7 protein-coding genes are annotated in these 14041 nt (G+C 72.4%); 4 read left to right on the top strand and 3 right to left on the bottom strand.

The genetic code is table 11. The features are described from left to right. The first annotated feature begins 436 nt into the window (after positions 1-436). The 3 genes from GA0115242_RS18230 to GA0115242_RS18220 are packed head-to-tail and all read left to right on the top strand — an operon-like array spanning position 437 to position 3161. A complete protein-coding gene (locus tag GA0115242_RS18230; RefSeq protein ID WP_093829741.1) occupies positions 437-1360 on the top strand; it encodes a metal-dependent hydrolase in 924 nt (307 codons plus the stop codon). Further along, positions 1360-2415, top strand: a complete 1056-nt coding sequence (locus GA0115242_RS18225) for a PDR/VanB family oxidoreductase (protein WP_093829823.1) — start codon at positions 1360-1362, stop codon at positions 2413-2415. Before GA0115242_RS18230 ends, GA0115242_RS18225 begins: the two co-directional genes overlap by 1 nt. 56 nt (positions 2416-2471) lie before the next feature. Then, on the top strand, positions 2472-3161 hold the full coding sequence (locus tag GA0115242_RS18220; protein WP_093829739.1) for a TetR/AcrR family transcriptional regulator: 690 nt from the start codon (positions 2472-2474) through the stop codon (positions 3159-3161). On the opposite strand, the gene GA0115242_RS18215 is transcribed toward GA0115242_RS18220, so the two are convergent. Then, on the bottom strand, positions 3098-4819 hold the full coding sequence (locus GA0115242_RS18215; protein ID WP_093829737.1) for a fused response regulator/phosphatase: 1722 nt from the start codon (positions 4817-4819) through the stop codon (positions 3098-3100). The genes GA0115242_RS18220 and GA0115242_RS18215 overlap by 64 nt on opposite strands. Positions 4820-4890: 71 nt before the next feature. Continuing rightward, positions 4891-10290: a pullulanase-type alpha-1,6-glucosidase gene (pulA, locus tag GA0115242_RS18210; protein ID WP_093829735.1), complete on the bottom strand. Its 5400-nt coding sequence runs from the start codon at positions 10288-10290 to the stop codon at positions 4891-4893. Positions 10291-10522: 232 nt separating this feature from the next. Between pulA and GA0115242_RS18205 the strand changes: the two genes are divergently transcribed. Next, entirely contained in the window at positions 10523-12595 is a 2073-nt protein-coding gene (locus GA0115242_RS18205; RefSeq protein WP_093829733.1) for a carbohydrate-binding module family 20 domain-containing protein, read from the top strand. Between the two features lie 7 nt (positions 12596-12602). On the opposite strand, the gene GA0115242_RS18200 is transcribed toward GA0115242_RS18205, so the two are convergent. Then, positions 12603-13979 carry an alpha-amylase gene (locus GA0115242_RS18200; protein ID WP_176729848.1) on the bottom strand — a complete coding sequence of 459 codons (1377 nt, stop codon included), beginning with the start codon at positions 13977-13979 and terminating at the stop codon, positions 12603-12605. Positions 13980-14041: the final 62 nt, after the last annotated feature.

The following is a 14041-nucleotide window of genomic DNA, read 5'->3' as shown; positions in this document are numbered from 1 at the left end:
CGGGTACCGACGCGGTGGGGCAGCGGGGCGTACCGGGCACGGATCCGGGGCATGGCGGTACCCCGGGCTCCTCCCCGGAGGCGGCGCGGCACAGCGGCCCCCGCCCCGGGCAACCCCGCACCCCCGCCCCCGCCTCCCGACTCCGGTCCGGTCCGGTCCACTCCGGTTCAGCCGGTCTGCTCCGCCCCCGCCTCCCCACTCCGGTCCGGTCCACTCGGGTCCAGCCGGTCTGCTCCACCCCCGCCTCCCCACTCCGGTCCGGTCCACTCGGGTCCAGCCGGTCTGCCCCGCCCCCGCCTCCCCACTCCGGTCCGGTCCACTCCGGCCGCCGGGGCGGCACACCCACCGCCGCTCACCCTCCCCCTTGCTGACACGATCGTAAATAAGACGGCGCAGAGGGGTTCACCCCGGGGCTACCCGTCAGTACATTGACGCCATGTCTCACAAGCAGGCCGTGGTGCCCCAGGGCGACGACGCGGAGCGGGTCCCGCTCGCCGCGCGCAAGGTGTCCTTCTCCTGGGAGGGCACCCCGCTCCACTGGGTGCCGGGCGACCCCTTCTCCACGCACACCATCAACGTGCTGCACCTGCTGCTGCCCGCCGGTGAGCGGTGGTTCGTGCACGTCTACCGGCAGGTCCTGCCGCACATCAGGGACGAGCGGCTGCGCGCGGACGTCATCGGGTTCATCGGGCAGGAGGCGATGCACTCGCAGGCCCACGACGAGGTGCTGCCGCATCTGCGCGAGCAGGGGCTCGACCCGACGCCGTACACCGCGCAGGTCGACTGGCTCTTCGAGAAGCTGCTCGGGGACCGCACGCTGCCGCCGGGCCGGGCCCGCCACTGGTGGCTGATGGAGCGGGTGGCGATCATCGCGGCGATCGAGCACTACACCGCCTTCCTCGGCAACTGGGTGCTGAACGCCGACGAGTTGGACCGGCGCGGCGCCGATCCGACCATGCTGGACCTGCTGCGCTGGCACGGCGCCGAGGAGGTCGAGCACCGCTCGGTCGCCTTCGAGCTGTTCCTGCACGTGGACGGCGGCTACCGGCGCCGGGTGCGCACCTGGGCGACGGCGTTCGGGGCGCTGCTGTTCCTGTGGCAGCGCGGGACCCGCTTCTTCATGGCGAACGACCCGACGCTGGTCGACGCGCGCGCGTCCTTCAAGGAGTTCTACCTGCGCGGCCGACGCGGCACGCTGCCCGCGACCGGGGAGATCGTGAAGTCGGTGCCGCGCTATCTGTCCCGCGCCTACCACCCCTCCCAGGAGGGGTCCACCGCGCAGGCGCTCGCCTACCTGGCCTCCTCACCGGCCGCGCGCGCCGCCGATCAGGCCGCCGGCGGCGGGAAGGGGGCCGCGTGATGCCGAGGCTGCGGACGGTCGTGGCCGTCGCGGGCGTCACCGGTGCGGCGGGCGCCGTGGTCCGGCGGGCGCTGCGGCGCCGGGTCCAGGGCTCGCCGCTGTGGCCGCTGCCCGCGCTGGAGGAACCGGTGTCGGGACGGCCGCGCTCGCGGGTGCTGCGGCTGGCGGTCACCGCGCGCGACACGGTCGCCGACGGCGTTGTCCTGCTGCGGCTCGAAGGGCGGGAGCTGCCGCGCTGGGAGCCGGGCGCGCATCTGGACGTCGTGCTGCCGTCCGGCGCGGTGCGGCAGTACTCGCTGTGCGGTGACCCGGCGGACACCGGCGCGTACACGATCGCCGTGCGGCTGGTCGACGGCGGCCGGGGCGGCTCCCGCGAGCTGCACGAACAGGTGCTGGAGGGCGCCGAGTTGGAGGTGCGCGGGCCGCGGAACCGGTTCCCGCTGGTCGCGGCGCCCGGCTATGTCTTCGTGGCCGGCGGCATCGGCGTCACCCCGATCCTGCCGATGCTGCGGTCGCTGCCGGAGGGCACCCCGTGGCGGCTGCTGTACGGCGGCCGGAGCCGGGCCTCGATGCCGTTCCTGGACGAGGTCGAGCGGCTCGGCGGGTCCGGGCGGGTCACGGTGGCCGCCGAGGACGAGTCCGGACTGCCTGATCTGGACGCCCTGTTGGCGGATCTCCCGGCGGGGACGGCCGTCTACTGCTGCGGGCCCGAGGGGCTGATGGCCGCGGTGGCCGAGCGGGCGCCCGGGGTCCGCCTCGAACGGTTCGCGCCCGGTGCGGCGGCCGGTGGCGACGGCGCCTTCGAGGTCGAACTACGGCGCAGCGGGCGGACGTTGACCGTGGAGGCCGGTCAGAGCGTGCTCGCGGCCGTGCGCGCGGAGCTGCCCGACACCGTCTACTCGTGCGCGCAGGGGTTCTGCGGAACCTGCCAACAGCGCGTCCTGGAGGGCGAGGTGGACCACCGCGACGAGCTGCTCACGGACGGCGAACGGGGGGACTCGATGTTGATTTGCGTCTCTCGGGCGCGGGGTGATCGAATCGTGCTGGACATGTGAACACCTGTGGCCGGGCCGGTCCATGGGCGTCCGGATCCGATCAGTAAGGTGTGCGTATGGGTACCGGGGCGCGCCGCAGGATGGGAGTCGAGGAACGGCGACAGCAGTTGATCGGCGTCGCACTCGACCTGTTCAGCCAGCGCTCCCCGGACGACGTCTCCATCGACGAGATAGCGTCCGCCGCGGGCATCTCCCGGCCGCTGGTGTACCACTACTTCCCCGGCAAGCTCAGCCTCTACGAAGCCGCGTTGCAGCGTGCCTCGGACGATCTGGCGTCCCGGTTCGTGGAGGCGCCCGAGGGTCCGCTCGGCGCCCGGCTGCTGCGGGTGATGAGCCGCTACTTCGACTTCGTGGACGAGCACGGGCCGGGCTTCGCGGCGCTGATGCGCGGCGGTCCGGCCGTCGGCTCCTCGGCCACCAACGCGCTCATCGACTCCGTCCGGCAGGCCGCCTACGAGCAGATCCTGTCGCATCTGGGCGTCGAGAAGGCGCCCGTGCGGCTCGAACTGGTCGTCCGCTCCTGGATCTCGCTCGCCGAGTCGACGGCGCTGCTGTGGCTGGACGGGCGGCGCATCCCGCGCGCCGAGCTGGAGGTGCAGCTCGTGCAGGACTTCGCCGCGCTGGCCGCGGTGAGCGCCGCGCAGGACGAGGAGATGGCGGCGCTGCTGCGCGGCGCGCTGGGTCAGGAGCCGTCCGGCGGGCCCTTCACCGATCTGGTCGGCAAGCTGCTCGCGCTGGCGACCTGAACGGCCCCCTCGCCACCCGGACTTGCGGTGTCGCCCTGGCTCCTCAGCCGGAGCGCCAGCATCGCGATGTCGTCCTCCCGGTCGTGGCCGAAGGAGGCGAGCAGGGTGTCGCAGAGGGCGTCCAGGCCGGGCAGCGCGCCGAGGGAGGCGGAGCGGAGCTGCTCCATGGAGATCTCCAGGTCGACACCGCGGGTCTCGATCAGTCCGTCGGTGACCATGAGGAGCCGGTCCCCCGGTTCCAGGAACAGCTCGGTGGGCGGCGGGTGGGGCAGTCCGGGGCCGAGCAGCGGGCCGCGCGCCTTGACGTAGTCGGCGGTGCCGGTGTCGCGCAGCAGCAGCGGCGGGATGTGACCGGCGTTGGCGATGCGGGTGCGGCCGGTGGCGGGGTCGGTGAGGGCGAGGCAGACGGTGGCCGTCAGCTCGGGGTGGTAGCGCTGGAGCATCCGGTCGAGGCGTTCGGCGAGGATGCCCGGGTCGCTGTCGTCGACGCAGTAGGCGCGCAGGGCGTGCCGTATCTCGACCATCACGGTGGCCGCGTCCAGGGAGTGCCCGACGACGTCGCCGACCGCGGTGAGCATGCCGTCGCCGGTGGCGAGGGCCGCGTAGAAGTCGCCGCCGATCTCGGTCTGCCGGGAGGCGGGGACGTAGCGGACCGCGATGTCGAGGCCCGGCAGTTCGGGCAGCCGGTGCGGCTGGGGCAGGAAGCTGTGCTGGAGGGTGAGCGCCACATGCCGTTCCACCTGGTACATCAGCAGCGGCTCGGCGGCCAGCGCGGTCGCCTCGGCGAGCTGGGCGAGCAGCGCCTCGCTCTCCGGTCCCGCCCGCCGCATGCCCCGGGCGGGCACCGCGAGGCAGACCGGGGCGCGGCCGTCCTGGGTGAGGGCGAGGGCGAGCCGCGCGTCGTGCTGCACGCCTGGCCGGAAGAACCCGGTGGGCCACAGCGGTGACGGGACGGTGGTGAGCCGCACCCCCGACTGGCCCCGGGACAGGCGCCGCAGCAGGGCGGAGACGGCGAGGTGGGCGCCGTCGTCGGGCAGGGCGACCGCGGCCCGGTCCCGGGACAGGCCGCGGTACAGCTCGTCGTCCGGGTCGAGGACGAAGACGGCGGCGGGGGTGCCGGTGAGGCGGGCGGCGCCGTCGGCCGCGGCGTCGGCCAGTTCCTGGAGGGAGCGGGCGGACTGGATGGTGACGATGGTCTCCGACAGCAGGGTCAGCCGCCGGACCAGGGCGCGGTTGTCGGCGCGCAGCCGGGCCCCGCGCACGGCGGCCCGGACGACGGCCTCGATCTCCTCGGGTTCGGCGGGCACCGTCAGATAGGACTCGTCGCCCGCGTCGAGCCCGCGGCAGCGGTCGGCGGGTGCCACCGCCGCCGCGGAGTAGTGCACGACGGGCAGGCCGATGAGGTGCGGGCGTTCCTTGAAGCGGCGGCAGAGTTCGAAGCCGCTCATGTCGGGCAGGCCGGTGTCGACGAGGGCGACGTGGGGCAGGGTGCCCTTGCGCAGCCGGGTGTCGAGTTCGGCGAGTGCCTCGGCGCCGCTGCCGGCCTCGATGACGCGGTGCCCGGCCCGGCGCAGCACGGTGCCCATGGCGTACCGGCCCGCGGGCACGTCGTCGACGACGAGCACCGTGGTGTCGGTCGGTTTGCCGGTGGGGTCCATCTGCCAGCCTCGGAGCAACAGCGGTGGGGCAGACCGGGGATCGGGTTCTGCCCCACCACGGTAAGCCCGCTTCAGCCGGTCCGGGAGAATATCGCCGCAGTACGACCCGGAACGGCGAAGGTGCCCGTGGACCGGGTGTACGAGGAGCGCTTGACCACCGGGTCGGCGCCGCCCGCCTGCACCGGGTGGAGCCGGTAGCCGGTGCCCGCGAGGGCCTCGATCCGCTGGTCGGTCGCGGTGGGACCGGCGTTGAGGACGACGACCAGGTCGCCGAGGCGCATGGTGATCACGCCGGGTGTCTCGCCGGGGCCGGAGAGCGGGAAGGACAGCGCGGACTGGACGGCGCGGGTGGTGCCGAGCGAGAAGGCGGGCTCGGTGCCGCGGATGCGCTGGAGGTCCTGGTAGGCGGCCGAGGCGGCGCCGATCTCCGGGCAGCCCACCCGCACGCTCGTCAACAGGGGTGTGGCGTAAGGCCATTTGTCCGCGTTGTCGGCGGCCGGTGGCAGTCCGCGCCCGAAGCCGTTGCCGTCCGCGCAGTTCCAGTGGACGGCGTTGAACCAGTCGCCGCTGTCGTAGGAGTTGCGGTCGAGGGACTTGGAGCGCAGCAGGTCGGTGCCCGCCTGGGAGAGCGACGGGCCCTGGGAGAGGGTGGCGGTGGCCATCGCGAGGACCTGGGCCCTGGCGCGGTCGGCGGCGCCGGTGTCGCGGGGCAGTTTGTAGGTGAGGGCGTCGAAGAGGGACTCGTTGTCGTGGGCGTCGGCGTAGGCGAGGGCGTCGCCGGGCGCGGCCGCGTACCCGGCGGGCGCGCCATTGTAGTCGACCTGGGCGCCGGTGACCTCCTTGCCGCCGGAGTCGGTGAAGCGGTATCCGGCGAGGTTGCCGGTGAGGCCGACCTTGATCAGGTCCTGGTAGTGCAGCAGGCGGGCCTTCTGCTCGGCCCTGGTGCCGTTGGCGGCCGAGGAGTTGGGGTCGGTCCAGAGGCCGGAGGCGAAGCCCTGGACGCCGGGGTCCTCGTCGAAGGGGCTGCCGCCGCGGACGGCGTCGCGGGCCCGGTCGGAGAAGGTGGCGACGCCGGTGCCCGCCATGTTCTTCTGGGTGGCCTGCGGGAAGCGGGCGTCGTCGGCGACCTCGCCGAAGTTCCAGCCCTCGCCGTACAGGATGATCTTCTTGCCGTCGACGCCGTCCCTGGCCGGGGTCAGGGCGTCGAGTGCCCTGCGGACGGCCAGGATGTTGGCCTTGGGGTGGTGGCCCATGAGGTCGAAGCGGAAGCCGTCGACCTTGTACTGCCGGGCCCAGGTGACGATCGAGTCGACGACCAGCTTGCCCATCATCCGGTTCTCGGGCGCGGTGTTGGCGCAGCAGGTGCTGGTGGCGACGGACCCGTCGGCGAGCAGGCGCTGGTAGTAGCCGGGGACGATGCGGTCGAGGACGCTGGTGTCGGCCTGGCCCGCGGCCGAGGTGTGGTTGTAGACGACGTCCATGACGACCCGCAGCCCGTCCTGGTTCAGGGACTTGACCATCTCGCGGAACTGGACGGTGCGCGCGGTGCCGTCCGGGTCGGTGGCGTAGGAGCCCTCGGGGACGGTGAAGTGGTACGGGTCGTAGCCCCAGTTGTAGCCGTCCTTCGCGGCGCTCGCCGCCACGCACGCCTGTTGGCGGTCGGAGTCGGCGGGGAGGGCGGCGAGGTCGCAGGCGGGGCGCGCCCGGTCGGCCTTGCGCTCGGGGACGGTGGCGAAGTCGAAGACGGGCAGCAGGTGCACGTAGGAGGTGCCGGAGCGGGCCAGTTCGCGCAGGTGCGTGGAGCCGTCGCTGTCCCGGTCGGTGAACGCGCGGTAGGTGCCGCGGTGTTGCGCGGGTACGGTCCGGTCGGCCACCGAGAAGTCCCGGACGTGCAGTTCCTGGATCTGCGCGTTCTTCATCGGGACGGCCGCGGGCTTGGTGTACGTCGACCAGCCCTTGGGTGCCAGGGACCGGTCGGCGAGGTCGACGACGATTCCGCGCGCGGAGTCGGCGGTGAGGGCGAGGGCGTAGGGGTCGGTGACCCGGTTGGTGACCGTCCGGCCCGCGCCGGGCGCCCACACCGTGACGTCGTACCGGTACTCCTTGCCCTTCCAGGAGGCGGGTCCGGTGACGGACCAGACGCCGGTGGCGTCGTCGCGGCGCATCGGGACGGTGGTGCCCGCCAGGTCGAGGGAGACGGCGCGGGCGGTCGGCGCCCACACCGACAGGGTCGGTCTGCCGTGGTGGAAGACCGGGCCGAGGGCGGCCTTCGACGCGTCGTAGAGGTCGTCGAGGACGCCCGCGGTCTGGACGCCGGTGGCGGCGAGGACCGCGCCGTTCGCGGCCCGCTGGGAGGCGACGAGCTGTCCGCGCAGCGCGGCGCGCACCCGGCCGCGGTCGCGCGGGTCGACGGACCAGGCGGCGACGTCCTCCAGGTGCGGGAAGCGGGTCTTCTGGGCGGCGCTGAGGGTGGTCGGGGTCAGCCGCAGCCAGCGTTCGTCGTCGCTGGTGAGGGCGCCGTCGCGGACGGCGATCGAGCCGTCGCGGGAGGCCAGGAGCTGGGTGGAGGCGGCTCCTTCGGCGCCGTCCCAGACGACGGTGTCCCGGTCGATCCAGACCGCCCGTGAGGTGGTCAGGTCGAGGGCGGCGGCCGATCCGGCGGGCTGCGGGAGCAGGTGCTTGTCCTGGCCGGCGAGCAGCCACACCTCGCGGCCGTCCGCGGTGATGTCGAGGGACCGGTCGGTGGGCAGGTCCTTCTCGTCGCCCTTGTGCAGGATGTAGGAGAGGCTGGTGGCGCCGTCGGCGAGCGGTACCTCGAAGACCGCGCCGTAGGCGTCGGTGCGCACCGGGGCGAGCGGCTTCGTCCAGTCGGTGGGGGTGGCGGCGCCGGTCCACACGTGCAGGCCCCAGCCGTCGTACCTCCCGTCGGCGCGCTGGTAGTGCAGGACGGCCCTGCCGGTGTCCTGGGGCGGGTACGCGGGCCGTTCGGAGCGCACCTCGGGGTCGCCCTGGCCGATCCAGACCTCGCCGGTCCGTGTCAGGTCGACGGTGCGGTCGGCGGCGACGTCCTTGTCGCCGTTCTTGTCGACGACGAGGAAGCTGACGCCCGTGGCGCCCGGCTTCACCTTGACCCAGGCGAAGGCGCCGTAGGCGTCGCGGCCGGTGAAGGGGTGGCCCGCGGGCCAGGTGGTGGACTCGCCGTCCGCGAGGTCGCCCCAGGCGTACAGGCTCCAGTCGGCGTAGTCGCCGTCGGGGCGCTGGTAGTGGACGACGGCGTAGTCGCGGGAGGAGGCGGTGGGCGGCTCGGCGACGGGCGGGGTGCCGGTGCTGCTGGTGGCGGTGGCGCTCGCGGTGCGGCCCGACCGGTCGACGACGACGGCCTTGTAGGCGAGGGCCGTTCCGGCCGGGACGCCGGCGGCGACGGTGTCGGTGACGCGGTAGGGGGCGTGGTCGGCGGAGCCGAGGACGCGCCAGGCGCCGGTGCCCGTCCGGGCGGCGAACACCACCCGGTTCAGGCCGTCGCCGGGGACGTCGGCGTTGATCTCGACGGTGCCGGTGGCGCCGGGCGCGGGGGCGGTGAGGGTGATCGACGGCCTGCCGGTGGGCTTCGCGGGCGGGGACGCCGCCTTGAGGACGATCGCCGCCCGTGCCGGGACGGTGACGGTGATCTTCCGGTCGGCGCCGGAGGTGACGGTGGCCGACGTGCCGTGGATGCCGCGGAAGCGCAGGTCGGCGGAGCCGGTGGCGAAGGTCGCGGAGCGGGCGCCGTCGGCGTTGTTGAAGGCGACGACGTACTCGGTGCCGGTCTTCGGGTCGGTGCGGGAGAAGGCGTACACGCCCGCGCCGTCGGCCGCGTACCGCTCGGTCTGGACCCCGTCGGTGAGCGCGGGTTCGGCCTTGCGGAGCCGGGCGAGGGCGCTGATCTGGCGGTAGAGCGGCGCGGCGGTGTCGTAGGCGTCGGTGGCGTGGGTGCGGTCGGTGCCGATCAGGTCGTCGTCGAGGTAGTCGGCGACCTTCGAGGCGAACATGGTCTGGCGGGCGTCCTTGTCGCCGCCCGCGCCGGTGAAGCCCTGTTCGTCGCCGTAGTAGACGACCGGGTTGCCGCGGCTGAGGAACATCACCTCGTTGGCGAGGCGGTCCTTGGCGAGGAGTTCGGCGTCGGTGGCCTCCGGGTCGTCCTGCCTGAGGAAGGTGCCGATGCGGCCCATGTCGTGGTTGCCGAGGAAGGTGACCTGTCCGTAGGCGTTGGCCTTGTCGGTGGTGTACCTGTAGTCGTCGGCGAAGACGTCCGCCAGCCGCCCGGCGCTCGCGCCCTGGGAGACGTAGGCGCGGGCCGCGTCCTGGAAGGGGAAGTCGAGGGTGGCGTCCAGGCGGCCCTGGGTGACGTAGGGCGCGGTGACGGAGGTGTCGGCGGAGTAGACCTCGCCGAACATGAAGAAGTCCGGGCGTCCCTGGCGGGCCGCGTAGGCGTCGAGGGCGGTCGCCCACTGGGTCCAGAAGTCCATGTCGACGTGTTTGACGGTGTCGATGCGGAAGCCGTCGATGTCGAAGTCGCGCACCCAGCGCTGGTAGATCTTCTCCATCCCGCTGACCACCTCGGGGCGCTCGGTCCACAGGTCGTCGAGGCCGGAGAAGTCGCCGTAGGTGGTGGACTCGCCGGTGTAGGTCGAGTCGCCCCGGTTGTGGTACATCGTCGGGTCGTTGAGCCAGGAGGGCACCTTGGTGTTCCGGGCGACGACCGGGGTGCGCGGGAAGGAGCCGGTGCCGACGGCCGGGAAGCGGCGGTCGCCCTTGGCGTAGTCGGCGTCGTCGAACGGCTTCCCGTCGGCGGTCAGATAGGGGAAGGCGCCCTTGGAGAGGTAGTCGTGGGACGTCTCCCGGTAGTCGACTACGTCGGCGGTGTGGTTGGTGATGACGTCGAAGAAGACCTTCATGCCCTGCGCGTGCGCGCGCGAGATCAGCCGCTCCAGGTCCTTGTTGGTCCCGAAGTGCGGGTCGACCTGGGTGAAGTCGGTGATCCAGTAACCGTGGTAGCCCGCCGACGCGCCGTCGCCCTCGCCCTGCACGGGCTGGTTCTTGAAGATCGGGGCTAGCCAGATGGCGGTGGTGCCCAGGCCCTTGATGTAGTCGAGCCGGTCGGTCAGGCCCTTGAGGTCGCCGCCCTGGTAGAAGCCCTTGTCGGTGGGGTCGTAGCCGGTGGACAGGCGGGAGCCGGTGAGGCCGCCCCTGTCGTTGGCGGTGCTGCCGTTGGCGAAGCGGTCCGGCATGACGAAGTAGAACTGCTCGCGGGTGGCGTCGTGCCGGGCCGGTTCGGCGGCGAGCCGCGCGTCCGACGGGGGCGGGGGCGCGGTGGCCGCGGCGGCACCGAGCGGCTGGACGAGGGCCGCGGTCAGCACGGCCGCGGTGACGGCCGCGACCCGTCCCAGGTGCGCGGTGCGGCGCGTCGGGCGCGCCGGCCATCTCGGTCTCACAGGCGTGAACTCCTTGTGCGTGCGGCTCGTTCGGGTGCGACCCCGCGCCGCGGGACGGCTTCGTCGCCGGGCGCCCGCGCGACGCTACCGGTGCCGCAAGGGTTGCAGCAAGAGGTCTGCAACCCACGGCAAGAATTTTCAACGACAGCCTTGACGACCCTCCCCCGCTGCCCCACGCTCACGGGTTGTCGAACCCGGCAGTGAACCCCAACCCCCTTCTACGGAGCCGCATATGACCACCAGACACCGGTCCCCGGGTGTGCTGCGCCGCACCGTGACCGCCGCCGCGGCGGGCGCTCTCGCGCTGGCCGGAGCGGTCGCGCTGCCCGCGCCGCCCGCCCGCGCGGAGACCACCGTCAAGGGCGACGTGATCGCCAACCTCTGGGAGTGGAACTGGACTTCCGTCGCCGCCGAGTGCACCGGCGTGCTGGGCCCGGCCGGTTACGGCGCGGTCCAGGTGGCGCCCCCGTCCGAGTCCCTCAAGCAGCCCGCGTTCTACTGGTGGGACGCCTACCAGCCCTACTCCTACGACCTCGACAGCCGGTTCGGCACCGAGGCGCAGTTCGCGGCGATGGTCGGCGCCTGCCACGCGGCCGGGGTGAAGGTCTACACCGACGCGGTCGTCAACCACACGGCCGCGCAGACCGGCACCGGCTACCACGGCACCACGCTGAGCAACAAGTACGTGACCCCGGAGTGGAGCCGCGGCGACTACCACGACGCGTCCGACTGCCCCACCTCGGACCTCACCGTCCAGGACTACGGCAACCTCACCCAGGTGCAGAACTGCGAACTGCTCGGCCTGCCCGACCTGCGCACCGGCTCGGACAGCGTGCGGGCGGGCATCGCGGACTTCCTCAACAGCCAACTCGCCCTGGGCGTCGACGGGTTCCGGATCGACGCGGCCAAGCACATCCCCGCGGCTGACCTCGCGGCGATCGAGTCGAAGCTGACCGCCACGACCGCCGGGGCGGCGCCGTACGTCTTCCAGGAGGTCTACCCCGGGTCCACCCCGCAGCCCGCCGACTACTACCCCACCGGGGACGTCCTGGACTTCACCTATGCCAGCCGCTTGAAGTCGGCCTTCCAGGGCAGCGTCGGCGACCTGGCGAACCTCCCCTCCTCCGGGATCCTCCCGGCGGCCGACTCCGTCTCCTTCGTGACCAACCACGACACCGAGCGCAACGGCCTGCACCTCTCGTACAAGGACGGCGACGCCTACCGGCTCGCCAACCTCTTCCAGCTCGCCTACAAGTGGTCCACACCGACCGTCTACGCGAGCTGGCAGTGGACGCAGAGCGACCAGGCGCCGCCGAACTCCGGCGGCTTCGTCACCGCCACCGACTGCTCCGCGAGCACCTGGTACTGCCTGGACCGGGACACCGGGGTGATCGGCATGGTCGCCTGGCACAACGCGACGGGCTCCGCCGCCGTCTCCGACTGGCAGACCAAGTCCTCCTCGGTGATCGGCTTCGGCCGCTCGGGGGCGGGCTTCTTCGCCCTCAACAACGGCTCCTCGGCGCAGAGTCAGAGCTTCACCACCGGGATGGCCGACGGCACCTACAAGAACGTGGTGGACGGCGGCGCGAGCACGGTCACCGTCTCCGGAGGCAGCGCCACCATCACCCTGCCCGCCAGGAGCGCGGTGGCGTTCTTCGACTCCTCCTACACCTGCACGGTCGGCTGCGGGGAGCCGGGCGGCGGCGGCACCTCCACGGTCGGCGCGACCTTCGAGTCCTACGCGTCCACCACCCCGGGCACCGACGTGTACGTGGTCGGCTCGATCGCCGCGCTCGGCGGCTGGGACCCCGCGAAGGCCGTCCGGCTCTCCGCAGGCGGCTACCCGGTCTGGTCCGGCACCGTGGACGTGCCGGCCGGCACCGCCTTCGCCTACAAGTACCTGAAGAAGGACGCCGCCGGGAACGTGACCTGGGAGTCGAACGCCAACCGGAGCGCCCCGGCGGCGACGTCGGCGCTCACCCTGCGCAACTCCTGGAACGTGGCCGACGCCGACGCCACCGACGTCACCTTCGCCGAGACCGCGACCACCGCGTCCGGCACAAGCGTCTACGTCGTCGGCTCGATCGCGTCGCTCGGGTCCTGGAACCCGGCCGACGCGATCCCGCTCTCCGCGCAGACCTACCCGACCTGGCGCAGGCTGGTGATCGTGCCCCGGAACACGGCCTTCGCCTACAAGTACCTGAAGAAGGACGCGGCCGGGAACGTGACCTGGGAGTCCGGGACGAACCGCGCGTACACGACGGGCGGTTCGTCCGGCTACAGCGTGAGCGACACCTGGAAGTAGTCCGGGCTCAGCAGCTCGACCGGCCGGCGTAGACCGCCAGCGCCGTGTTGCCGCCCAGGGTGGCGGTGAACTGCCCACCGGAGTTCACCGTCACCGTCGTGTTGTTCTGCACGTTGCAGTACGTCCCGGCGGGCAGCGACGTCTGGTAGGTGCGGCTGAGCGAGCCCGACTCGTGGTTGACGGCCACGAAGCCCTTGGCGCCCCGGCCGAAGGCGATCGCGTTGCCGCCGTTGTCCCACCAGTCGGTCATCGCCTGGCCGCGGGTGGCGTTGCGGAAGGCGACCATGGACCTGATCTCGGGCCAGGCGTGCTGGCACTTCCAGCCGTTCTGCCAGCAGGCGCTCACCGAGCCCCCGTTGGGCGGTCCGGCGTCCGCGTCCGACCACTCGTAGCCGGAGTTGACGTCCGGGGCGCCGTACGGGTGGGCGAGCATGAAGACGTTGGCCAGCGTGTAGTTGGCGCCGTCCTTGTAGTTGAGGGTGGAGCCGTTGCGCTCGGTGTCGTGGTTGTCGACGAAGACCCCGGCCACCGAGCCGTTCAGGTACCCCCAGCCCTCGCCGTAGTTCTTCAGGTAGGCGAGCTTCTCGGAGTTGAAGACCCGCTTGAGGTCGTAGGCGTAGCGGAACTCCTGGACGTCGCCGTTGCCGGTGTACTCGGTGGGCTGGACGGCCTCGCCCGCGCCGTAGATGACCTCCTGCTTCCAGTACACGGACGGATTGGTCAGCCGGGACTTGATGTTGGCGAGGTCGGCGGTGTCGATGTGCTTGGCCGCGTCGATCCGGAAGCCGTCGACGCCCAGCGAGAGCAGGTCGTTGAGGTACCCGGCGATCGTCTTGCGGACGTACTCCTCACCGGTGTCGAGGTCGGCGAGGCCCACGAGTTCGCAGTGCTGGACGTTCCAGCGGTCCTGGTAGTTGCTGACCTGCGCGGTGCAGTCGTCGAAGTCGTACGAGGAGTACAGGCCCGGGTAGGAGTACTTGGTGTACGAGGAGCCGCCGGTGCCGGTGCCGCTGCCCGCCGACATGTGGTTGATCACCGCGTCGGCGACGACCTTCACCCCGGCCGCGTGACAGGTGTTCACCATGTTCTGGAAGGCGGCCCGGTCCCCGAGCCGACCCGCGATCTTGTACGACACCGGCTGGTACGACGTCCACCACTGCGCGCCCTGTATGTGCTCGGCGGGCGGTGAGACCTGGACGTACCCGTAGCCGGCCGGGCCGAGGGTGGTGGTGCACTCCCTGGCGACCGAGGCGAAGTTCCACTCGAAGAGGACGGCGGTGACGTCCTTGGTGCCGGGCGGGGCGGCCTCGGCGGTACCGGGGGCCATGACGGCGGCGGCAGCGGCGAGGGCGACGGCACCCGAAAGCGCTCTGGTTCTGGCCATGTGGGGGTTCCTTCTCCGTTGAAGGCTCTTGCAGAAAACTTCTGGAAACCTTGCGGTTGCGC

The sequence above is a fragment of the Streptomyces sp. SolWspMP-5a-2 genome (genome assembly GCF_900091845.1).
In the GTDB taxonomy this organism is placed as follows: domain Bacteria; phylum Actinomycetota; class Actinomycetes; order Streptomycetales; family Streptomycetaceae; genus Streptomyces; species Streptomyces doudnae.
This window is presented reverse-complemented; position numbering and strand designations above follow the sequence as displayed.